This is a genomic window from Cypionkella sp. (assembly GCF_028290025.1).
GTDB lineage: Bacteria > Pseudomonadota > Alphaproteobacteria > Rhodobacterales > Rhodobacteraceae > Cypionkella.
In genome coordinates, this window is record NZ_JAQGKQ010000012.1 from 1 (window position 1) to 21,748 (window position 21,748).

The 21,748-nt window shown below is 60.0% G+C and carries 17 protein-coding genes and 1 pseudogene; 4 read left to right on the plus strand and 14 right to left on the minus strand.

The window, feature by feature from the left end; all coding sequences use genetic code 11:
• From JWS10_RS01300 to JWS10_RS01315, 4 genes and pseudogenes are all read right to left on the minus strand, one after another.
• Positions 1 to 456 (minus strand): annotated as a pseudogene (locus JWS10_RS01300) (pyridoxal phosphate-dependent aminotransferase); the annotation flags it as partial.
• Between the two features lie 301 nt (positions 457 to 757).
• On the minus strand, positions 758 to 3,850 hold the full coding sequence (locus JWS10_RS01305; protein WP_299504029.1) for a valine--tRNA ligase: 3,093 nt from the start codon (positions 3,848 to 3,850) through the stop codon (positions 758 to 760).
• Positions 3,851 to 4,043: 193 nt separating this feature from the next.
• On the minus strand, positions 4,044 to 4,802 hold the full coding sequence (locus tag JWS10_RS01310) for a VOC family protein (RefSeq protein WP_299504032.1): 759 nt from the start codon (positions 4,800 to 4,802) through the stop codon (positions 4,044 to 4,046).
• A 102-nt stretch (positions 4,803 to 4,904) separates the two neighbouring features.
• Positions 4,905 to 5,336: an Lrp/AsnC family transcriptional regulator gene (locus tag JWS10_RS01315; protein WP_054007924.1), complete on the minus strand. Its 432-nt coding sequence runs from the start codon at positions 5,334 to 5,336 to the stop codon at positions 4,905 to 4,907.
• Between the two features lie 224 nt (positions 5,337 to 5,560).
• Here JWS10_RS01315 and JWS10_RS01320 point away from each other — a divergent pair, with 224 nt between their 5' ends.
• Positions 5,561 to 6,706, plus strand: a complete 1,146-nt coding sequence (locus JWS10_RS01320) for a type III PLP-dependent enzyme (protein WP_299504035.1) — start codon at positions 5,561 to 5,563, stop codon at positions 6,704 to 6,706.
• Positions 6,707 to 6,808: 102 nt separating this feature from the next.
• Positions 6,809 to 7,888 carry a DUF2235 domain-containing protein gene (locus JWS10_RS01325; protein ID WP_299504062.1) on the plus strand — a complete coding sequence of 360 codons (1,080 nt, stop codon included), beginning with the start codon at positions 6,809 to 6,811 and terminating at the stop codon, positions 7,886 to 7,888.
• A gap of 12 nt (positions 7,889 to 7,900) precedes the next feature.
• Here the strand turns inward: JWS10_RS01325 and JWS10_RS01330 are convergent, their stop codons facing one another.
• From JWS10_RS01330 to gltX, 3 genes are all read right to left on the minus strand, one after another.
• Positions 7,901 to 8,623 carry a heparan-alpha-glucosaminide N-acetyltransferase gene (locus JWS10_RS01330; protein ID WP_299504038.1) on the minus strand — a complete coding sequence of 241 codons (723 nt, stop codon included), beginning with the start codon at positions 8,621 to 8,623 and terminating at the stop codon, positions 7,901 to 7,903.
• 81 nt (positions 8,624 to 8,704) lie between these two features.
• Positions 8,705 to 10,000 carry a citrate synthase gene (gene gltA / locus JWS10_RS01335; RefSeq protein WP_299504041.1) on the minus strand — a complete coding sequence of 432 codons (1,296 nt, stop codon included), beginning with the start codon at positions 9,998 to 10,000 and terminating at the stop codon, positions 8,705 to 8,707.
• A gap of 73 nt (positions 10,001 to 10,073) precedes the next feature.
• A complete protein-coding gene (gltX, locus tag JWS10_RS01340; RefSeq protein ID WP_299504043.1) occupies positions 10,074 to 11,504 on the minus strand; it encodes a glutamate--tRNA ligase in 1,431 nt (476 codons plus the stop codon).
• A gap of 88 nt (positions 11,505 to 11,592) precedes the next feature.
• Between gltX and JWS10_RS01345 the strand changes: the two genes are divergently transcribed.
• Positions 11,593 to 13,686 carry a ComEC/Rec2 family competence protein gene (locus tag JWS10_RS01345; RefSeq protein ID WP_299504045.1) on the plus strand — a complete coding sequence of 698 codons (2,094 nt, stop codon included), beginning with the start codon at positions 11,593 to 11,595 and terminating at the stop codon, positions 13,684 to 13,686.
• On the opposite strand, the gene lexA is transcribed toward JWS10_RS01345, so the two are convergent.
• The 6 genes from lexA to JWS10_RS01375 all read right to left on the minus strand — a co-directional run bounded on the left by lexA (position 13,680) and on the right by JWS10_RS01375 (position 18,522).
• The gene (lexA, locus tag JWS10_RS01350) at positions 13,680 to 14,366 is read right to left on the minus strand and encodes a transcriptional repressor LexA (protein ID WP_299504047.1); all 687 of its coding nucleotides are present in this window, start codon (positions 14,364 to 14,366) and stop codon (positions 13,680 to 13,682) included. The two genes, JWS10_RS01345 and lexA, sit on opposite strands and share 7 nt — an antisense overlap.
• Positions 14,367 to 14,444: 78 nt before the next feature.
• The gene (locus JWS10_RS01355) at positions 14,445 to 15,620 is read right to left on the minus strand and encodes a molybdopterin molybdotransferase MoeA (protein WP_299504049.1); all 1,176 of its coding nucleotides are present in this window, start codon (positions 15,618 to 15,620) and stop codon (positions 14,445 to 14,447) included.
• Entirely contained in the window at positions 15,617 to 16,108 is a 492-nt protein-coding gene (gene moaC / locus JWS10_RS01360) for a cyclic pyranopterin monophosphate synthase MoaC (RefSeq protein ID WP_299504051.1), read from the minus strand. The genes JWS10_RS01355 and moaC overlap by 4 nt, the downstream gene beginning before the upstream one ends.
• A complete protein-coding gene (gene trpC / locus JWS10_RS01365; protein ID WP_299504053.1) occupies positions 16,105 to 16,917 on the minus strand; it encodes an indole-3-glycerol phosphate synthase TrpC in 813 nt (270 codons plus the stop codon). The genes moaC and trpC overlap by 4 nt, the downstream gene beginning before the upstream one ends.
• Before the next feature lie 7 nt (positions 16,918 to 16,924).
• Positions 16,925 to 17,938, minus strand: a complete 1,014-nt coding sequence (trpD, locus tag JWS10_RS01370; protein WP_299504055.1) for an anthranilate phosphoribosyltransferase — start codon at positions 17,936 to 17,938, stop codon at positions 16,925 to 16,927.
• The gene (locus JWS10_RS01375; RefSeq protein WP_299504057.1) at positions 17,935 to 18,522 is read right to left on the minus strand and encodes an aminodeoxychorismate/anthranilate synthase component II; all 588 of its coding nucleotides are present in this window, start codon (positions 18,520 to 18,522) and stop codon (positions 17,935 to 17,937) included. Before JWS10_RS01375 ends, trpD begins: the two co-directional genes overlap by 4 nt.
• Before the next feature lie 168 nt (positions 18,523 to 18,690).
• On the opposite strand from JWS10_RS01375, the gene JWS10_RS01380 reads away from it, so the two are divergent.
• Positions 18,691 to 20,433, plus strand: coding sequence for a polysaccharide deacteylase family 2 protein (locus tag JWS10_RS01380; protein ID WP_299504060.1), 1,743 nt, complete (start codon positions 18,691 to 18,693; stop codon positions 20,431 to 20,433).
• Positions 20,434 to 20,720: 287 nt separating this feature from the next.
• Here JWS10_RS01380 and JWS10_RS01385 read toward each other — a convergent pair.
• Positions 20,721 to 21,748, minus strand: a 1,028-nt coding sequence (locus JWS10_RS01385; RefSeq protein WP_299504061.1) for a chorismate-binding protein, incomplete at its 5' end; no start/stop codon positions are given.

The window sequence follows — 21,748 nt, forward strand, 5'->3', positions numbered from 1 at the left end:
GCGGGCGAGGTTTAGCAGCGCGTCGGGGTCTTCGTAGTCGCCGTTGTAGGGGGCGCGGTGGAGGGTGCCGCCGTATCCTGCGACGTGGAAGTTGAAGGTTGGGTAGGCTCCGAGGCTGGTCACGACAGGGGTGCCGGGTTGGACGATCAGGCGGGCAAGGTAGCCGAGCAGGCCGTCGATGCCTTCGCCTGCGACGATGTTTTCGGGGGAGCAGTTATGATGTTGGGCGAGGGCGGCTTTCAGGGCGTGGGTCTCGGGGTCGCCGTACATCCACGATTCTGAGGCGGCGTCTTGCATGGCTTTGATCGCGGCTGGGGAGGGGCCGAACAGGCTTTCGTTGGCTCCGAGGCGGGCGATGAAGGGGTGGCCTTGGCGGCGCTCTTGCGTCTCGGGTCCGGTGAAGGGGACGGTGGAGGGCAAGCTGGCTGCGAGTGGGGTGAGGATGGGGGCTTTCATGGCTTGGATTTGTGGGGATTTTGCGCGGGCTGGCAAGGGGGCTTTCGGGGGTGCCACGTGTGGCGCTGTTTGCGGCTAAGCGAAATCAACGGGTTATCGGTAGAATTAAGGGAAACTTAGGGATTGGGTTGGGATCGAATTTTGGGGGTGGGTGTTTGTTTGCGATGTGGAAAGGGGGGCTGTCTGCCCCCCTCGCCCTTTGGGCTCACTCCCCGAGGATATTTTGGCCAATGCGAAACGGCTTTATGTTGGCTTAAATACTCTCGCGCGGAGAGCTTCGGCACTGGTTTTAGGCGAAGCGTTAGCCGAGTTCCGCCAGACGTTTTAGTGCTGCTTGCAGTTTGGCGGCTTCGTCTTCGCGCAAGGCGAGGTTTGCTTGAGCCTCAATCACCACATCTTCTGGAGCGGAGGCCGCGAAGTTCGGGTTGTTGAGGCGACCTTTCAGACCGCCGATTTCTTTTGCCAGCTTGTCCATCGTCTTGGTCAGGCGGGCTTTTTCCTCGGCGATGTCGATCAGACCTGCCAGCGGGATGCTCAGGCTTGCGCCTTCGACGGCGACGGCGATGGAGCCTTTCGGGGCTGGGCCTTCGCTGAAGCCGTCGATGCGGGCCATGCGTTTTATTAGCGCCTCATTCCGCGTCCAAGCTTTGCGGGCGGCGGGGGAGAGGTCGGTTGCCACCAGATCGCATTTCAGGCCAACGGGGACGTGGACTTGCGCGCGGGCGGAGCGGATTTCTTCGATCAGGGCGGTGACGAAGCCCATTTCCGTCGCGGCCTCGGCGTTGGTCAGTTCTGCGCCGTAGGTCGGCCAATCGGTGTGAACCAGCAGCTTGGCGCGGGTTCCGGTGGTGCCCCACAGGTCTTCGGTGATGAAGGGCATCATCGGGTGCAGCAGGATCATCGACTGATCCAGCACCCATGCCATGGTTGCCCGCGTTTCGGGGGCGTCGGGGCCGTCGAACAAGGGTTTGGCGAACTCGACATACCAGTCGCAGACGCGGCCCCAGACGAATTTATAAAGCGCGTCGGCGGCGTTGTCGAAACGGTAGTCTTTCAGGGCGGCGTTGACTTCGGCCAGTGCTTTGGCGGTTTCGCCGATGATCCATTGGTTGGCGGTGGCGGTGGCTTTGGGGGCCTCGGTTTGGGTTTTGTGACCCTCCCACACGCCATTCATTTCGGCGAAGCGGCAGGCGTTCCACAGTTTGGTGCCGAAGTTGCGATATCCTGCGATGCGGGCGGTGTCGAGTTTCAACACGCCTCCCAAAGAGGCCATCGCGGCGTTGGAAAAGCGCAGGGCGTCGGCGCCGAATTCGTCGATAATCTCCAATGGATCGATGACGTTGCCGAGGGATTTCGACATTTTCTTGCCTTTGGCGTCGCGGACAAGGCCGTGCAGATAAACGGTTTTGAAGGGGATTTTTTCCGCCATTGGCTTTTCTGACAGAACGGCAAGCTGCATCATCATCATGCGGGCGACCCAGAAGAAGATGATATCGGCCCCGGTGATCAGGGTCGAGGTGGGGAAATACTTTTGCAGTTCAGGCGTTTGCTCGGGCCAGCCGAGGGTGCCGATCGGCCAGAGGCCGGAGGAGAACCATGTATCGAGCACGTCGGGGTCGCGAATGAATGGAACAACTCCGGGTTGGTTCTTGAGGCGATTGAAAGCTTCCCAATCATCGGCAATTACGAACTCAAAGTCTTCGAAGAGAGGGTCGAAATAAATCTTCTCCCTTGCGATTTCCATAGCTTCGGTTGCTGTCGCCGCACAAGCGAGAGTATACCTTTCGTAATCAAGACCTTCCGCATTGTGTGGTGCAACGTGATCCCACTGCACCTGTGGGCAATGCCACACTGGAATCTGATGGCCCCACCAGAGTTGGCGCGAGATACACCACGGCTCGATATTTTCCAACCAGTGAAAATAGGTCTTTTCGCCCGACTCCGGGATGATTTTGGTCGCACCGCACCGCACAGCCTCCAGCGCGGGCCCGACAATCTTGGTAGTATCTACGAACCACTGGTCGGTCAGCATCGGCTCGATCACGACCTTAGAGCGGTCTCCGAAGGGCTGCATGATCTTCTTTGCTTCTACAAAGGGTTCGCGCGAGAGGTGTTCGCTGCCGGTTTCGGGATCAATTTCGGAGTGAAGGGTCGAGACGCAAAGGCCTAAAGCGTTAATGTCCGCAACAACTTGCTTGCGTGCTTCGAAACGATCAAGGCCACGATATTTCTCCGGAACGAGGTTCATTGAGTCCACGGTTTCTTCGTCGGGTTCCCCGGTATCAACGTACAAACCAGCTGGGGCAGCTTTCATACCGTTTCTGATCTGTTGCTGTTCCGCAAACTGCTGAGCTTTCCTAGCTTCTTCCGCATAGGGGGCACCGTCGGCGCGCATCGCGGCGCGGGTGTCCATCAGGCGATACATCGGCAGGTTGTTGCGCTTGGCAACCTGGTAGTCGTTGAAATCGTGTGCTCCGGTGATTTTCACCGCACCCGAGCCGAAGGTGGGGTCGGGATATTCGTCGGCGATGATCGGGATCAGACGGTCACACAGCGGCAGGTGGACCATCTTGCCGATGATGCTTTGATAGCGCGCGTCAGACGGATGCACGGCCACAGCGCCATCGCCGAGCATGGTTTCCGGCCGCGTGGTGGCGATGGAGATGTAGTTGCGGGTCTCGCGCAGGGTGACGTGGCCTTCGGCGTCTTTCTCAATGTATTCATAGCTTTGCTTGTCGGCCAGAATATATTTGAAATGCCACATATGGCCTGCGACCTCGATATTCTCGACTTCGAGATCGGAGATTGCGGTTTCAAAGTGGGGATCCCAGTTGACGAGGCGTTTGCCGCGATAGATCAGGCCCTTGTTGTACATATCCACGAAGACCTTGATCACGGCGTCGTGGAAATTGCCGTTCTCACCTGCGGGTGCACCGGGAGCGCCGGACATGGTAAACGCCTCACGGTCCCAGTCGCAGGAGGCACCGAGGCGTTGGAGCTGGCCGATGATGGTGCCGCGCGATTTGACCTTTTGCTGCCAGACGCGGGCGAGGAACGCCTCACGCCCCATGGTGCGGCGGTTGGGTTCCTGATGTTCGGCCATGTCACGCTCGGTCACCATTTGGGTGGCGATGCCGGCGTGATCGGTGCCGACCTGCCAAAGCGTGTCGTGGCCTTGCATCCGGTGCCAGCGGATCAGGATATCCTGCAGCGTGTTGTTGAAGGCGTGGCCCATGTGCAGGGAGCCGGTGACGTTCGGCGGCGGGATCATGATGGAGAAGGCTTCCGCGCCGGGCTTGGCATTGGCCCCCGCAGCGCCGACCTTGCGGTCTAGCCAAGCTTTAGAAATCCGGGCCTCAGCCTCGGCGGGGGAGAAGGTTTTTTCCATCGGCATATGCGGCATCCTTAAAGCGTTGGTTTGCCATACCGAATGATCGGGGCAAGGCCAAGCGCGAGATGCTGGGGCGGTTTGAAAATACGCGCGATGGGGGGGCTGGCGGCAGTTTATGGAGGTGACGGCAGCGCGGCTGAGGCGGGCTCGATGCCCGCCAAGGCCGCCGCTGTTTCAGATTATGCCGCTGTTAAGATTAGGCCGGGCCGACCAGTGCAAATCCCGCGCCGATGGGATCGCTGCAATGGATGATTAACGCACCGCCGGGGACTTCGGAGGGGCCGTGCAGGACTTGGCCGCCGCTGGCTTTGACGGCTTCCACCGCGTCTTGCACCGACGGCGTGCCAAAATACACCGTCCATTTCGCCGGGCCAGTGTTGCCCGCCTCGGTGAAGATACCGCCGATGTCCTGACCAGCGCAGGCGATAACTGTGTAAAGATTGTCCGGCCCCATCGGCATGGCGCGCGACTGCGTCCAGCCGAACAGGGCCGCGTAAAAGGTCAGAGCGGCAGGCGCGTCCGGGGTCGCCAGATCGTGCCAGTTGCCGTGGCCGGATTTCTTCTGGTCAAACGCGTTGCCCGACGTGCCATCGGCCATAGGCTGGGGTTGCAGGATGCCGAACGCAGCGCCTTGCGGGTCGATCAGCACCGAGAACCGACCCGTGCCGGGGATATCTGTCGGCGGCACCACCACGGTTGCGCCTAGATCTTTGGCCTGAGCCACCGTCTCATCGGCATTATCGACCGCGATATAGGCAGTCCATGCGGTCGGCATACCGGGGTCAGGCTTGAAAAGCCCTGCCACCATGTCGCCATCGCGCGATCCCAGCAGATAGGTCATGCCGGGCATACCGCTGTCGGTCCAAGTCCAGCCGAGCAGGCCCGCGTAAAAGCTTTTCGCAGCGTCGAGATCAGGGTTCGCCAGTTCATACCAGCAGGGCAGACCGTGGGTCATGACTTCCTCCATTGATGGTTTGATATCAATGTAAGTCGGTCCCGGCCCGTGACGCAAATGGAATTTCGGGCTTGGCGCGCCTTGGCCTAGCATTTTGCGGTCTTACACCGCCCGATCCAACCTTGTGCTAAGATGAATCAAGCTTTCCGATGATTTCACTCCGGTCAGCGCGCCGATCTGGTCAAGCACCTGATCCAAGAGTTGTGTGTTGGAGGCTGCGATTTGCAGCAGCAGATCGAAGCGGCCGGAGGTGGTGAATACCCGTTCGACCTCGCCAATGCCTTTGAGGCGGGTCAGGATTGCGGCTTGGCTGCGCGGTTCTATGGTCAGCAGCACGCTTGCGCGCAAACGACCTTGGCGTGCGGCTTCGCCAAGCTTCAGCGTATAGCCCGCAATGACGCCGGAGGTCTCCAACCGCTCCAACCGGGCCTGAATTGTCGAGCGTGCCACCTTCAAGCGCCGCGCCAAAGTCGCCACTGACATGCGTGCATCCGCCCCCAGCAGGGTCAGAATGTTGCGATCGAGCTCATCCATACAATATGTATCCTTTTTTGGTTATTATAACGAAGAAATCAGACAATTATATAGTTTTGTTCGGTGAAGTTGTACCTCATATGCGGCATCCTACGTTGCAGGAAAAGGGCGGCTCATACGCACCTGGCCTGGTTGGAAAACCTTGCTGGTGCCCTGAGCAATCGCTGTCCTTGAACAGGCTGCGAAAGGGGACTGGCATCTTGTTGGCAGAAAGGAATACGCCGATGGGACTGTCCAAAACGATCTGGGCCAATCCGACCGAATATCTGCGCAATCAGCAGCCGGAGAATCCCGTGCTGTTCTTTGCACCGCAGGCTATCCAAGCGGTTGCCCGCAAATTTCTTGATGGATTTCCGGGGCTTGTGACCTATGCGGTCAAATCGAACCCCGGCGAAGAAGTCGTCGAGAATCTGATTGCGGCTGGCGTCAAAGGCTTTGACTGCGCCTCTCCGTTTGAGATCGACCTAATCCGGCGCTTGGCACCCGATGCGGCGATCCACTACAACAATCCGGTGCGCTCTCGCACGGAAATCGCACATGCTGTGGCGCGTGAGATCAAATCCTATTCGGTTGATTCGCATAGCGAATTGAACAAGCTGATCGAGATGGTCCCGACCGAGAATTGCGAAATCTCGGTGCGCTTCAAGCTGCCGGTTGCGGGCGCTGCCTATAACTTCGGTGCGAAGTTTGGCGCGACTGAAGATGTTGCGGTTGAACTGCTGAAAATTGTGGCAGAGGCTGGATTTATCCCGTCGATCACCTTCCACCCGGGCACGCAATGCACCGATCCTGCGGCTTGGGCGAGCTATATTCGCGAGGCTGCGGTGATTGCGCGGCGCGCGAATGTAAAAATCGCGCGCCTGAACGTTGGCGGCGGCTTTCCGAACCACCGGGCTGAGGGCGTATTGCCGCAGTTGGATGAAACGTTTGCGACCATCGACCGGGTTGCGACCGAAGCGTTTGGCGATGAGCGTCCGATGCTGGTGTGTGAGCCGGGTCGGGCGATGTGCGGCGATGCGTTCACGCTGGCAGCACGGGTCAAAGCTTTGCGCGATGATATCCATGTGTTTCTGAACGACGGGATTTATGGATCATTGTTCGAGTTGGGGCAGATTGGGATTATCGACCGCATTGAAGTGATCTCGCCGGAAGGTGTGCGTCGCACTGGCGCGACCCTGCCGCGGATCTGCTTCGGTCCGACCTGCGATTCGGTGGATCGTCTGCCGGGTGACGTGCCGTTCCCGGCCGATATTGCTGAGGGCGATTACGTGATCGTGCATGGCATGGGCGCGTATTCGACGGTGACCAACAGCCGCTTCAACGGCTTTGGCGAGTTGGGCATGGTGACGGTGCTGTCACAAAAGCTTTAACTTCGCGGTAATCCGGTTAACCTACGCTCTCGGCAGGGAAACTTGCCGGGAGCGTTTGCTTTTTGGCACCCGCAGAACCCGACACGCAACAGGAGGCGGAAACTGTCGCTACTTGGCCGGATCAAACACTGGTGGCGCGGTCAGCCGACTGTTGAAACCGAACCTGCGAGCGCACCTTTGCCGGGCAGGGTACGCGGCGTTGTCGATCATGTGATCATTCTGGACGGCACTTTATCCACTCTGGTTGAGGGGCAGGAGGGTAATTGTGGCTTGATTTACAAGCTGTTGACCAGCGGCGGGCGCTCGGCGCATCGCCGGGTTTACTACGAACCCGGCCTGCAATGGGAAGGCTGGCGCTATGGGATGAATTTGATCCAAGGCCGCGGAATTAACCGCCAAATTCGCCGCGCCTATGGCTGGCTTGCCAGTCACTACCGCGAGGGCGACCGGATATATCTGATCGGCTATTCGCGTGGGGCGTTTGCGGTGCGCTCATTGGCTGGGGTGATTGACCGCGTTGGCCTGCTGAAGCGCGAACATGCGACAGAGCGTGGTGTCACCTTGGCCTATCGTCATTATCGCAATGACGACGATTCGCGGGCCAGCCGGGCGTTTTCGCTGCGATTTTGCCATGCGAGCGCGCCGATCCAGATGGTTGGGGTGTTCGACACGGTCAAGGCTTTGGGGCTGCGCCTGCCGTTGTTGTGGATGCTAACCGAGCATCAGCATAAGTTTCACAACCATCAGCTTGGGCCTTCGGTTCTGCATGGTTTTCATGCGCTGGCGATGCATGAGACGCGCGCGGTGTTCGAGCCGGTGCTGTGGGAATGTCCGCCGGGCTGGCAGGGCGATGTGCAGCAGATGTGGTTTCGCGGTGCGCACGGCGATATCGGCGGCATGATCGGCAATGATCTGGCCGCTAGGCCGCTGTCGAATATCCCGCTGGTCTGGATGCTGGAGAAGGCGGAGGAGGTCGGGCTGGCGCTGCCCGAGGGCTGGCGTGCGCGGTTTCCCTGCGATGCCAATGCGCCGATGGTTGGCACGATGCGCGGTTGGGGCATGTGGTTTTTGCTGCGGCGCAAACGGCTGATTGGCCGCGATGTCACCGAAGCGGTACATGCCTCGGCGATCGGACAGCGCGCCTCCAGTTGGGTGACGTGGCCGCTGACGCTATTGTTTTGAAGGTGGGTGGGGTTAGCCTAGTTGCGCGTAGGCCCAGACGAGGCCGAGTAGAATCGGCTGATGGACGAGGTAAATCAGCAGGCTGTGCTGGCCCGGCCAACTTAGGATGCGCACCCATTTGCCGGAGGGTTTGCCAGCTAGGGCCGCCCAAAGCCCGGTTTGGCTGCCGATTTGCCCGAGGGCGATGCCTGCCAGAACTGCGGCGAACCATGGGAAGATTGGCTCAAAATCTATCGTCATTGCATGGTCTAGGCTAAGGCCGATGAAGCGCAGGAGGGGGGCGTTTAGGGCCTCGATATGCCAGTGGTAGCTGCCGTAAATGAAGATCGCGGCGAGGGCGGCGTTGACGACAGCGGGCAGGCGCAGGGCGATCAGGCCAAGTAAGCTGTACAGGGCTATGGCGTGTAAGATACCGAAATATATGAAAACTTCTGGCATGGCTATGCGGGTGGCTAGGCTGACCAGCAGGGCGGCCCCGGCGATTTTGGTGAAACGTCGCCAGAACGCAAGCCAGCGAATTGCCTCGCCATGTGCCAGCCAAAGCCCTATGCCAGAGAGCAGCAGGAAGGTTCCGGCGACGATGCGGGCGTGAAAGTAAAACGTCGAGCTTTGCGCGTAGCTGTAGTCGATCAGCCCGAACATCAGCAGATCATAGCTGAAATGGAACGCCGCCATGCCTAGCAACGCGAGACTGCGGGCCAGATCAAGCAAGGGAATACGGGAGGTTGGCGGCATGTGAACTCTGGGCGGTTGGGTGGCCAGAGTTGCAGCTTGGCCTTGAGGCTGCAAGGGCGGCCTAAGCCGCCCTTGGGTCAGTTAGCGATGATTAACGTCGATATAGTCGCGGTGTTTTTCGCCGACATAAAGCTGACGCGGACGGCCGATTTTCTGGTTCTTCTCGGCGATCATCTCTTTCCATTGCGCAATCCAGCCGACGGTGCGCGAAATCGCGAAAATCGGGGTGAACATTGAGGTTGGGAAGCCCATCGCATCGAGGATGATGCCGGAATAGAAATCGACGTTCGGGTACAGCTTTTTCGAGATGAAATAATCATCCGACAACGCAATCCGCTCTAGTTCTTTGGCGACTTGCAGGGTTGGGTTGTTGTGGATGCCCAACAGATCCAGCACTTCATCGGCGGATTCCTTCATCACCGTGGCGCGGGGATCGAAGTTTTTATAGACGCGGTGACCAAAGCCCATCAGGCGGAAGCCGGAAGTCTTGTCCTTGGCCTTGGCGATATATTCCGGGATGCGATCCACGGTGCCAATTGCGCGCAGCATCTCAAGGCAGGCTTGGTTCGCTCCGCCATGCGCCGGACCCCAAAGGCAGGCAATGCCAGCGGCGATACAGGCGAACGGATTGGCACCCGACGAGCCCGCCAATCGCACGGTAGAGGTCGAAGCGTTCTGCTCATGGTCGGCGTGCAGCATCATAATCCGGTCCATCGCTTTGGCGAGAATCGGGTTCACCTGGTAATCTTCAGCCGGAACCGCAAAGCACATGTTGAGGAAGTTGCCAGAGTAGGACAGCGAGTTCTGTGGATAAACAAAGGGTTGCCCAACCGAATACTTATAGGCCATCGCGGCAATCGTCGGCAGTTTAGCGATCATGCGGATGGCCGCAACTTCGCGCTGCCATTCGTCGTTGATGTCCAAACTGTCATGGTAGAACGCTGACATCGCGCCGACCACACCCACCATCGTCGCCATCGGATGCGCATCGCGGCGGAAGCCACGGAAGAAATTATGCAGTTGTTCGTGCACCATGGTGTGATGCGTCACGCGCTGCTGGAAATCTGACAATTGGCCGGCATTCGGCAGTTCACCATACAAAAGCAGGTAGCACATCTCGATATAAGTCGATTTGTTTGCAAGCTGCTCAATCGGGTAGCCACGGTGCAAAAGCTCGCCCTTGTCACCGTCGATAAAGGTGATGGCGCTTTCGCAAGCTGCGGTCGAGGTGAAGCCTGGGTCGAAGGTGAAAACATCGGCTTGGTCATAGAGCTTACGGATATCAACAACATCCGGGCCCAGAGTCGGCGAAAACACCGGTAGATCGTAGGATTTTCCCTTAAGGCTTAGCGTGGCAGTGTCGGTAGGTTCGGCCATCTTTTATCCCCAATATGACGTCCACCCATGGCAGCGGGTGGTCTGCGTTCCGGTATGGCTGCGGCGTAGCGGATCAGACCGCTGCATCCTGAAGCCGTGCAATCGTTTCATCCTGACCGATGACGAGCATCATGTCATATACACTCGGCGTGACGCTGCGCCCCGCCAAGGCCGCGCGAAGGGGGGCGGCTAGCTTGCCGAAACCGATCCCGTTTTCTGCGGCAACTTGGGTTAAGATCGGCTCCAAAGCGTCTTTTGTCCAGCTAACATTTCGCAGCTGCGGCGTCAATGTTTGCAGTATACCACGGGATACCGTATCGAGCGATTTCGCTGAAGCTTCGTCGGGCTGAACTGGGCGCGAAATTAGCGCAAAGTGAGCCTTTTCAAGCAGTTCCGGCAATGTCTTCGCGCGGTCTTTGACGCAGTATAGTGCGGATTTGAGCAGGGTATTCTGCCTATTTGTCAGGGCCGGTTTGCCTGCGGCCACCAGATAAGCGGTCAATTCATGCAGCAGTGCAGCATCGTCGCTCATCGCAATGTGATGGCCGCAGGTGTTTTCCAGCTTTTTGAAATCGAGCCGCGCCGGGCCACGACCGATACCTGCAAGGTCGAACATCTGAAGCGCCTGTTCGGTGGTGAAAATCTCGGCATCGCCATGCGCCCAGCCGAGGCGCGTCAGATAGTTGCGCATCCCTGCGGCGGGATAGCCCATCGCCTGATAATCTTCGACTCCGGTAGCGCCGTGGCGTTTCGACAGCTTTTTGCCATCGGGGCCATGGATCAGCGGAATATGCGCCCAGACCGGAATTTCCCAGCCCATCGCATCGTAAATCATCTGCTGGCGCGCCGCGTTATTCAAATGGTCGTCTCCGCGAATGACATGGGTGACGCCCATATCGTGGTCATCGACCACCACGGCCAACATATAGGTCGGCGTAGCATCAGAACGTAAACAAATCATATCATCGAGGCTGGAGTTTTGAATGACGACGCGGCCCTGCACCTCGTCGTTGATGATGGTTTCGCCGGTGCGTGGGGCCTTCATGCGGATCACAAACGGCGCATCGGGGAAGGTCGCGGGATCAGCGTCACGCCACGGGCTTTGAAACAGAGCATAGCTGCCGCGCGCCTCGGCCTCGGCACGAAAGGCGGCGATTTCTTCCTGCGTGCTGAAGCACTTATAGGCGGTTCCTCGTGCGAGCATTTCGCGCGCAACCTCGGCATGACGGTCTTTGCGCTCAAACTGACTGACCACCTCGCCATCCCAATCTAGGCCCAACCACGTCAGGCCGCGCAGAATCGCGGCGGTGGCTTCGGGGGTCGAACGCTCACGGTCGGTATCCTCAATTCGTAGCAAGAATTTGCCACCACGGCCGCGCGCGTAAAGCCAGTTGAACAGTGCGGTGCGAGCGCCGCCGATGTGCAGATAGCCTGTGGGCGAGGGTGCAAAACGGGTGACGACGGGGCGGCTGACATCTGGGCTGGTGGCTTCTTCACGGGACATTGCGGGTTAACCTTTCAGAAACCTAATCGGATGTAGGATCGCGGCAGCTTTAGGCAAATGCGCGGGGCAAAACAAGGTGGCGGGGCGTTTGGGTATTCTGCTGTGGCCGCTCTATAGGTTGGCCGACGCGCGCGGACAGCTTTTCGCGTGGGTGCCAGTGTTTCTGGGCTGCGGCATCGCGATCTGGTTTGCCTTGCCGTTTGAGCCGGGATTATTGTTTTATGGCAGTGCGGCGGCGGCGCTTTTGGCCCTGATCGCGCTGCATCGGCTGGGGCCGGAGTTGTTGCATCCTCCATTGGTGATTGCAGGGTGCCTTGTGGCGGGGCTGCTGGCTGCCGGAGCACGTGCGCATCTAGTCACCGCCCCGATGTTGGAACACCGCTACTATGGCGCGGTGCAGGGCCGGGTGATAAATATCGACCGCTCGCAGTCGGATGCGCTGCGCATCACCTTGGACTGCGTGGTGTTGCAGGATATGCCGCCTGCGAAGACCCCGATATATGTCAGGATTTCGCTGCATGGCCAAGAGGTTAACCTTGATCCGGGGCAGGTTGTGCTGCTCACCGCCTCGCTTGCGGCACCAGAAGGTCCAGCCGAGCCGGGCGGTTTTGATTTCCGACGTATGGCGTATTTTCAGCAGCTGGGCGCGGTCGGCTATACGCGCAGCCCGGTATTGCTGTGGGACGAGGCTGCACCCGGTACGCAAATGATCAACCGTCTGCGCACAAATTTAACCCGCGCTATGATTGCGGCGGTGCCGACAGAGGCGGGCGCGTTTGCGACGGGCGCGATGACGGGCGACCGCTCAGCGATTTCGCTGGATACCGTGCAGGCGCTGCGCGATTCGAACCTCGCGCATTTGCTGGCGATTTCCGGGATGAATATGGCGTTTATCACAGGGTTTGTGTTTGCGCTGGTGCGGTATGGGGTGGCTTTGATCCCGGTTTTGGCTTTGCGGATCAACTCTAAAAAGCTGGCGGCGGTCGCGGGTTTTGCGGTGGCGCTATTTTATCTGCTGCTGTCCGGCGCGAATGTGGCGACGGTGCGGGCGTTTTTGATGGTCTGCGTGATGCTAGGCGCGGTGCTGTTGGATAGGCGGGCGCTGACGATGCGTTCCGTGGCGCTGTCGGCGACAATTTTGTTGCTGATGCAACCGGAAAGCCTGTTGGAGCCCGGATTCCAGCTGTCTTTCGCGGCAACAGTGGTGCTCATCGCGGGGTTTTCGGCGCTGGATAGGCAGATTTTGCGCGAGAAACTGCCGCGCTGGCTGATGCCGGTGTTCACTTTGGTGCTCACCTCGGTGCTGGCGGGGGTGGCAACCGCGCCATTTGCGGCGGCTACGTTCAACAGATTTACCGATTACGGTTTGCTGGCGAACCTGCTGACGGTGCCGATGATGTCAGTTTTGATGGCCGCTGGTGCGATGGCAGCGCTGCTGGCGCCGATTGGGCTTGCGGGCCCGGCTTTGTGGGTGATGGAGCAGGCCGGAGCGTGGATTTTGTTTATTGCGCATTGGATTGCAGGGTTGGACGGCGCTGTGACGCCAGTCGTACAGCCGGGGCCGTGGGTCATACCGCTCATTACTTTCGCGGGATGCTGGGCGATTTTATGGAAAGGCCGGGTGCGCTGGCTGGCGGCGATGCCACTGGTTCTCGGCCTTGCGCTATGGGTGTCAACCGAGCGACCAATGCTGCTGATTTCCAGCGATGGCGCGTTGGTCGGTCTAATGGGCGAGGGAGGCCGTGCGCTTTCGGTGGCGAGAGGTGCCGGGTTTACCGCCAAAAGCTGGCTACAAGATGACGGAGATTTGGCCCTGCAAGAAGACGCCTACGCGCGGGCGGGCTTTTCGGGGCCAAAAGACGCGCGGGGGTTTCGCTTAGGTGATTGGCACGGTTTGGCTTTGAGTGGCAAAGCGGCGGGAGAGGCTTTGGCTGAAGCTTGTGCTGTCGCTGATCTGGTTGTGCTGCCGTCGGCAATTACTCTGATCCCTCCCAAGCCAAATGGTTGCATCGTGATAGATCGCGAATTGCTGGACCAGACCGGCGCACTGGCGCTGTCAGTGCAAAGTGATCGGTTGACGCTAAACCCAACCCGCGATGCGCAGCGGATTTGGATGGCTGAAAGGCCGATCTGGCAAGATCGTAGCCTTGCCAAACCGCGCAGATTGATTGCGGGTCAGTAGCTGCGGATCAGGCCGACAAGACGGCCTTGCACTTTGACCATGTGATCAGGGAAAACCCGGGTTTCATAGGCTGGATTTGCGGCCTCTAGCGCGATCATACTGCCACGGCGGCGGAAGCGCTTCAGCGTCGCTTCGGCATCTTCGACCAAAGCCACAACAATCTCACCATTTTCAGCGGTGTTTTGTTCACGGATCACCACGATGTCACCATCGTTGATCCCGGCCTCAATCATCGAATCGCCTTTTACCTCAAGCGCATAATGCGATCCGTTGCCGGACAACATTGATCCGGGAACCGCCAGATGATGCGAGATATGCGAAATAGCCTCAATCGGCACACCAGCGGCGATGCGGCCCATCACCGGGATCTCCATCGCGTAGATCGCAGAAATCGGCATCGCGTCGCGCGGCGGATCGACTTTGTCCCCCTTGATAAGCTTGGGCGAAAAGCCGGGTTTTTCCATCGCTTCGGGCAGTTTCAGAATCTCCAAAGCGCGGGCGCGGTGGGCGAGGCGGCGAATGAAGCCACGTTCTTCCAGCGCCGTAATCAGACGGTGGATGCCAGATTTAGAGCGCAGGTCCAGCGCATCTTTCATTTCATCAAAAGACGGTGGGACACCATCCTTATCCATGCGGGTTTTGATAAAATCCAAGAGTTCCAGTTGCTTACGCGTCAGCATGCCACAGCCTTTATGCAGGTGTTGTTGCTATGTTCTGCCCGTGTTCTTGCTTTGTGTCAAGTGCTTTGCGCGGTTAGCTTAGATGGCTAGGTAGTTCACCGTCTCACCCTTCACGCGCGGCCCATCGCCCGAGGGCCGGATCAGAAGGGCGTTGGCTTCGGTCAAAATAGTCAGCAGAGCGGAATCCTGGCGCTGAAATGCAGTCACTGTCGGCTCGCCATTATCAATCGTCAGCCGCGCGCGCATATAGTGGTCGCGCGGACCGTTGGCGGGCTGATCAGAGCCAAGTCGCGCGCTGAGAACTTGCGGTTTAGGCGGCAGGCCGAGCATCGCGTTTAGCATCGGCACCATGAAAAGATGGCCGCAGACGATGGCGGACACCGGGTTGCCGGGCAGGCCAAGCATTGGAATTCCCAAGACTTTCCCCGCCATCAAAGGTTTTCCGGGCCGCATGGCGATTTGCCAAAACGCGCGCTCTAGCCCCAGATCGGCGGCGACTTTGCCGACCAGATCGTGATCACCTACCGAAGCGCCGCCGACGGTGACGATAAGATCAGCGCCTTCGGTCAGCGCGAAAACCGTGCGCAGCGACGCCTCTGTATCGCGCGCAATCGGCAGCATCCGCGCCTCACCACCCGCAGCCTCAACCATCGCGGCTAGCGCAAAGCTGTTCGAGGCGATGATCTGGTCGGCGGCGGGGGCCTCACCGGGCATCACCAATTCATCGCCGGAAGCCATGATCGCCACGATTGGCCGGCGGCGAACGGTGACTTCCGGCACATTCATCGCGGCTAGCAGAGCGAGATCGTTGGGGCGGAGCAGGCGCGGCAACAAGGGTTGACCAAGTTTGAAATCTTGCCCGCGCGGGCGGATATGGTCGCCGGGTTTGGCGTTGATTTTGAGCGTAATCTGGTCGCCGTCGCGGTTGATTTCCTCTTGGATTGCCACGCTGACAGCACCCTTTGGCAACGGCGCGCCAGTGAAGATGCGGATGGCTTGCTGTGGGAGGATTGCGCCATGAAATGCATGGCCAGCGCCAGCTTCGCCGATGACGGTAAAGGTGTCGCCGGGGGCGGCGGGCCGGCCCAAAGCATAGCCGTCCATGGCCGAGGCGTCGAAGGGAGGTTGCGTCAGTTGGGCGGTGGCGGCGGTTGCCATGACGCGGTTATTGGCGCGGCGGAGGGGGAGGACTTCGGTTTCGGTGAGGGTCGTAAGGGCAAGACAGCGGGCCAGAGCTTCTTCAACCGTTATCATAGCTTTGTCTCATAACGTCCTGATTTACCGCCATATTTCAGGATTAGGTGTATGTTTTCAATCGACATGGATTTCTCGACCGCCTTGACCATATCGTAGATGGTGAGACAGGCGACGCTGACGGCGGTCAGCGCCTCCATCTCGACGCCGGTTTGACCGCCAGTTTTGACAGTGGCCTCAACCACTATGCCGGGGAGGCTAGGATCGGGGGTCAGGTCGAGCGAAACTTTGGTGATCGGCAGCGGGTGGCAAAGCGGAATGAGGTCGGCGGTTTTCTTCGCGGCCATGATGCCTGCAAGCCGCGCCACGCCCAGCACATCGCCCTTCTTGGCGCGGCCTTCGGTGATCAACGCCAAGGTTTCCGCCGACATTTTCACCGAGCCACGCGCTATTGCGATCCGCGCTGTCACCGGCTTATCCGAGACATCGACCATATGCGCGCGCCCCTCGGCGTCAAAGTGGGTGAGTTCGGTTTTGGCTTGGCTCATACCCCGGCCTCAGAGGTTAAGGGCTTGGTAAGGATGGCTTTTGTAGCGGCAGTCACGTCGTCCTGCCGCATCAAAGCCTCACCGATCAGGAAGCAGCGCGCGCCGTAGGCTGCGACATCGGCGAGATCGGCGGGGGTGAACAGGCCGGATTCTGAGATGATCAGGCGGTCTTCGGGGACATGGCGGGCAAGGTCGCGGGTGGTTTGCAACGTCACCTCAAAGCTGTGCAGATTGCGGTTGTTGATGCCCAGAAGCGGCGATTTTAGCAGGCAGGCGCGGTCCAACTCGGCGCGGTCGTGGACTTCCAGCAGCACATCCATGCCGTGTTCAAACGCTGCGGCTTCCAGTTCGGCGGCTTGCGCGTCGGAGAGCGAGGCCATGATAATCAGGATGCAATCGGCCTGCAGGGCGCGGGATTCGACGACTTGGTAGGGGTCGTAGAGGAAATCTTTGCGCAGGCAGGGCAGCGTGGTGGCTTCCGAAGCGGCGGTCAGAAAGCTGTCGTCGCCTTGAAAACTGGGCGCGTCGGTTAGCACGGACAGGCAGGTCGCTCCGCCCGCCTCGTACGCCCGTGCAAGTTCGATGGGATGAAAATCGGCGCGGATCAAGCCTTTCGAGGGGCTGGCTTTCTTTATCTCGGCGATCAAGCCGTAGCCGGTGATCGCCGCATCCGACAGTGCCTTGGCAAAACCGCGCGGGGTGGGTGCGGCGCGGGCGGCTTGCTCTAGATCTGCTAAGGGGCGTTTGGCTTTGCGGTCAGCAATTTGGTCCAGCTTGTAGGCTTTGATGCGGTCGAGGATGGTGGTCATTTGCTGCCTATTGGTTGGTCAGACGCTTCAGCGCCTCAATTTTACCGCGCGCGGCACCGGAATCGATGGAAACACGCGCCATTTCAACGCCTTCCTTTAAGGTAGCGGCTTTGTCGGCGACCACAAGGGCGGCAGCGGCATTCAACAAAACCGCATCGCGGAAGCCGCCTTTTGCGCCATCCAGCAGGGCGCGGAAGGCGACGGCGTTTTCGGCGGGGGTGCCGCCCATGATCGCTTCGAACGGATAGATCGACAGGCCAGCGTCTTCGGGATGCAGGGTAAACTCGCGGATAGCGCCGTTTTCAAGTGCTGCCACGGCGGTGGGGGCGGCTATCGAAATCTCGTCAGAGCCATCGCCGCCATGCACCAGCCATGCCTTTTCAGAGCCCAAAGCCAGCAGGGTTTCGGCCATCGGGCGGATCAGGGCGGGCGAAAATGCGCCTGTGAGTTGGCGTTTCACCCCGGCCGGATTGGTCAGCGGGCCAAGAATATTGAAGATCGTGCGGGTGCCAAGTTCGGCGCGCACCGGCATGACGTGGCGGGTGGCGGGGTGGTGCATTGGGGCCATCATGAAGCCGATGCCAGCCTCGTTTAGACAACGCTCCACCACTTCTGCGCCGACCATGACGTTCAAACCCATCTCGGTCAGCGCATCCGCCGCGCCTGATTTCGACGACAGGTTGCGGTTGCCGTGCTTGGCGACCACAACCCCTGCGCCTGCGACGACAAAAGCGGTGGCGGTGGAGATGTTCAGCGTGCCTTTGCCATCGCCGCCAGTGCCGACGATGTCGATTGCTCCGGCAGGAGCGCGGACGGCGTTGCATTTGGCGCGCATCACGCTTGCGGCGGCCGCATATTCATCGACGGTTTCGCCGCGCACCCGCAGTGCCATCAGAAAACCGCCAACTTGGGCGGGGGTGGCTTCGCCGGCAAACAGCGCGCCGAATGCGGCTTCGGCTTCGGGTCGGGTGAGAGGGCGGCTGGCTGCAATACCGATCAGCGGTTTCAGAATATCGCTCATGCAGGAACCCGCGCCTTTGCGGCGTCGAGAAAGTTTTTCAGCAGTTGGTGACCATGCTCCGAGGCGATGGATTCGGGGTGAAACTGCACGCCTTCGATCAGTTTCTCCTTATGGCGCAGGCCCATGATGGTGCCGTCTTCCAGCCAAGCGGTGACTTCGAGGCAATCGGGCAGGGTTTCCTTTTCGACGACCAAAGAATGATAGCGCGTCGCCAGAAACGGCGAGGGCAGGTCGCGGAACATACCGCCGCCACGGTGGTGCATCGCACCCATTTTGCCATGCACGATCTCATGGCAGCGAATAACTTTACCGCCAAACGCCTCACCAATGGTTTGATGGCCTAGGCAGACACCCAAAAGCGGCACATCGGCCATCGCGGCGGCTTTGGTCAGGGGGATGCAAATGCCAGCGGAAGCCGGATCGCAGGGGCCGGGCGACAGCACGATCAACTCGGGCCGCAAGGCAAGCGCGTCTTGCACCGACATCGCATCGTTGCGCACCACGCGCACATCTGCGCCCAACTCGCCCAAGTAATGCACGAGATTGTAGGTAAAGCTGTCATAGTTGTCGATGAGCAAGAGCATCTTGTAAGGTCCGGACGGAAAAGGGATGAAGGCGGTGACGGTTCGGTTTATAGAGGGCCAAAGTTAGCAAACCCGCAGATTTCGATCGGCATTCAGATCGGCTATAGATGGGCCTAGCGGCAAAGCGGCGTCAAGGGCAAGTGGCGCTCATAACGGGTGGAGACGAGCATGATCCGGAATTTCGTGACGGGGATCGTTGTGGGCGGAGTGGTTGCGGGGGTCGGGCTGGGGGTAATCTCGCAGCTGACACCGCTGCCGGAGGGTGGCGTTGAGGTTGCATCGGGGGCAGAGGTGGTGGTGGTTCAGCCGACACCAGTGGTGCCCGCAACCGAGATTGAGCCCGAGGCCACACCTGTGGCGCCTGTTTTGCCAGAAGTTGTTGCGCCCGATGTGACTGCGGTGCCAAACGCTTCTGCTGCGGTGGAGGCGCAGCAGGACGTATCCAAGCTCGTCACGCCCGTGACGGAATTGCCGGAGGCGGTCGCTGGGGAGGCGATTGTAAGCGAGCCTGCTGTTGTTGGGACTTCCACGACCACGCCGAGTGGCATGACTGAGCCGAGTGCCACGACCACGCCGAGTTCCACGACCCTGCCGAGTGCCACCGCTGGGTTGAGTGCTGTGACCGAGCCGAAAGCCACCGCCGAGCCGAGTGCCGTCAAGCCAGCCACCTCGGAGTCTGCCATCAAGCCGAATGCTCAAGGAAAATCGGCGTTGCCTGTGCCGCCTCAGGCCGGGGCCGAAGCGCCTACGGGGTCGAATTCGGGTATGGATGCGGCGAATTTGGATGCGACCGGGCCACAGATGCAGGCTGGTGTCGAGGCATCTCCGCCCATCGCGAGCCCCAACGTGCTACCGATGGAGGCGGCGACGGATGCGGTACCCGGCAAGGCGGATCTGCCACCGCCTGCCCATGCCGAGGCGGCGGAGACTTTGTTGACGCCCGTGCCGGAACCCACGCCTTCGCCCCCGCCGGAAATGTTGGTGCTGGACCCGGCGCCGATACCTGCGGAGCCAGCTCCGACTGGACCTGTGCCGACTGGACCTGTGCCGAATGGGCTTATGCCGACCGAACCCGTGCCCGACAGCGGGTTGCCGAAAATGCTGGATACCGACCAGTTGGAAACGCTTGCCCCGAACGGCGGGCTGGCGCGTTCGGTGGATGGCGTGACGACCGGGCGGCTGCCGCGTGTTGGCGGGGCGGACCCTGCGGGCGAGGTGGCGATAGCGCCAGAAGATAGCCGACCGCTGGTCAAGTTTGCGAGCAGCTTCAGCAATGACCTCGGCAAGCCGTTGTTTGCGGTGTTGCTGGTCGATACCGGCGCGGCTGATCTGGATCGCGCGCAGCTGGCGGCGCTGCCGTTTGCGGTAAGTTTCGTGATTGATCCGCTTGATCCGGGGGCAGCGGCTGCGGAAGCGATCTATCGCGCGGCGGGCAAAGAGGTGGTGATGCTGGCGTCGGGTATTCCGGCGGGGGCCACGGCGGGCGATCTGGAGCAGACCTTTCAGGCCAACGCGGGCGTGCTGCCAGAAGCGGTGGCGGTGATGGATCTGGGGGCGCAGGGGTTTCAGGATAACCGGCCATTGGCAACGATGGTGGTGCCGATCATCAAGGATCAGGGGCGCGGGCTTGTGACGTTTGAGGCGGGGTTGAACGCGGCGGATCAAGTGGCGCGGCGTGAGGATGTGCCCGCAGCGGTGATCTTCCGCGATCTGGATGCGGACGGCGAGGATACTCCGGTGATCCGGCGCTATCTGGATCGGGCGGCGTTCAAGGCGGCACAAGAGGGGCGGGTGGTGGTGGTCGGCACCACGCGGCCCGAGACGATTGCGGCGCTGATGGAATGGACTGTCGAGGGCAAGGGCGCGTCGGTGGCGCTGGCTCCGATCTCGGCGGTGCTGGCGGTGGAGTAGGTGTGTACACGCGTGGACAGGCGTAATTAATCTCTAATTATCAGTTACTTATGTTTTGCGTTTAGGGGTTGTTAATGTTTGGCCGCTTGGGGGTGGTGGTGTCGCGTGCCTCCGGCGGGGATATTTATGGACAGATGAAGTTATGCGAGTCTGCCATTTCACATTGGCCTAAATATCCCCGCCGGAGGCATCCGCGGCTTGTGCAAAGCGCCACCCTTGCCGAAAATCTCCCCGGCAGCGCCGCTGAGAGGGGCCTCGATGGCCCCCGAGGCGGCATCTGTTTCAGGTTAGAGGTTGCCTTTGCGCACAAACAATCCCGCGTCTTCGGCGGCGCGGCGCAGGGCGCGGGATTTGTTGACGGTTTCTTGGTATTCGGATTCGGGGTCGCTGTCGTAGACGACGCCGCCTCCGGCTTGGATGTATAGGGTCTCGTCTTTCAGCACGGCGGTGCGCAAGGCGATGCAGAAATCCATCTCGCCGTTGCCTGCGAAGTAGCCGACGCCGCCGCCATATAGCCCGCGTTTTTCGGGTTCTAACTCGTCAATGATTTCCATCGCGCGCACCTTCGGCGCACCGGAAACTGTGCCTGCGGGCAGGCCCGCAAGCAGGGCGGATAGCGCGTCTTCGCCGTCGGCGATTTGGCCGACGACGTTCGAAACGATGTGCATGACGTGGCTGTAACGCTCTATAATGAATTGCTCGGTGGGGCGGACGGTGCCTACTTTGGCCACTCGGCCGACGTCGTTGCGCCCCAGGTCGAGCAGCATCAGGTGTTCGGCGAGTTCTTTTTTATCGGCCAGCAGATCCAACTCCAGCGCCTTGTCTTCTTCCGGCGTGGCTCCGCGCATCCTTGTGCCTGCAATCGGGCGGACGGTGACTTCGCCGTCGCGCAGGCGGACGAGGATTTCAGGGGAGGCTCCGATGACTTGGAAGCCGCCGAAGTTGAAAAAGAACATGAAGGGTGAGGGGTTGGTGCGGCGCAAGCTGCGATACAAGGCGAAGGGTGGCGGGGTGAAACTTTGCGCCCAGCGTTGGGAAGGGACGACTTGGAAAATGTCCCCGGCGCGGATGTAGTCTTTCGCCTTTTCAACGGCTTGCTTGTAGCCTTCGTGCGTGAAGTTTGATCGAGGTTCGCCAACGGTGGCGGCTTCGCCAAGGTCACGTTGGGCGGCGGGGGCGCGGTCTAGGTCGCGCAGGGCGTCCATCACACGCTCGGCGGCTTGGGCGTAAGCCGCGCGGGCGGAGAGGCCCGAGGCGGACCATGCGGGGGCGACGAGGGTGACTTCGCCTTTGACGCCATCTAGCACGGCGACCA

Excerpts from the sequence above, each read along its gene's own strand:
- trpD (WP_299504055.1), bottom strand. The coding sequence starts at position 17,938 with ATGAGCGATATTCTGAAACCGCTGATCGGTATTGCAGCCAGCCGCCCT.
- JWS10_RS01380 (WP_299504060.1), top strand. The coding sequence starts at position 18,691 with ATGATCCGGAATTTCGTGACGGGGATCGTTGTGGGCGGAGTGGTTGCG.
- JWS10_RS01320 (WP_299504035.1), top strand. The coding sequence starts at position 5,561 with ATGGGACTGTCCAAAACGATCTGGGCCAATCCGACCGAATATCTGCGC.
- JWS10_RS01330 (WP_299504038.1), bottom strand. The coding sequence starts at position 8,623 with ATGCCGCCAACCTCCCGTATTCCCTTGCTTGATCTGGCCCGCAGTCTC.
- JWS10_RS01315 (WP_054007924.1), bottom strand. The coding sequence starts at position 5,336 with ATGGATGAGCTCGATCGCAACATTCTGACCCTGCTGGGGGCGGATGCA.
- gltX (WP_299504043.1), bottom strand. The coding sequence starts at position 11,504 with ATGTCCCGTGAAGAAGCCACCAGCCCAGATGTCAGCCGCCCCGTCGTC.
- gltA (WP_299504041.1), bottom strand. The coding sequence starts at position 10,000 with ATGGCCGAACCTACCGACACTGCCACGCTAAGCCTTAAGGGAAAATCC.
- JWS10_RS01355 (WP_299504049.1), bottom strand. The coding sequence starts at position 15,620 with ATGATAACGGTTGAAGAAGCTCTGGCCCGCTGTCTTGCCCTTACGACC.
- lexA (WP_299504047.1), bottom strand. The coding sequence starts at position 14,366 with ATGCTGACGCGTAAGCAACTGGAACTCTTGGATTTTATCAAAACCCGC.
- moaC (WP_299504051.1), bottom strand. The coding sequence starts at position 16,108 with ATGAGCCAAGCCAAAACCGAACTCACCCACTTTGACGCCGAGGGGCGC.
- trpC (WP_299504053.1), bottom strand. The coding sequence starts at position 16,917 with ATGACCACCATCCTCGACCGCATCAAAGCCTACAAGCTGGACCAAATT.
- JWS10_RS01305 (WP_299504029.1), bottom strand. The coding sequence starts at position 3,850 with ATGCCGATGGAAAAAACCTTCTCCCCCGCCGAGGCTGAGGCCCGGATT.
- JWS10_RS01375 (WP_299504057.1), bottom strand. The coding sequence starts at position 18,522 with ATGCTCTTGCTCATCGACAACTATGACAGCTTTACCTACAATCTCGTG.
- JWS10_RS01310 (WP_299504032.1), bottom strand. The coding sequence starts at position 4,802 with ATGACCCACGGTCTGCCCTGCTGGTATGAACTGGCGAACCCTGATCTC.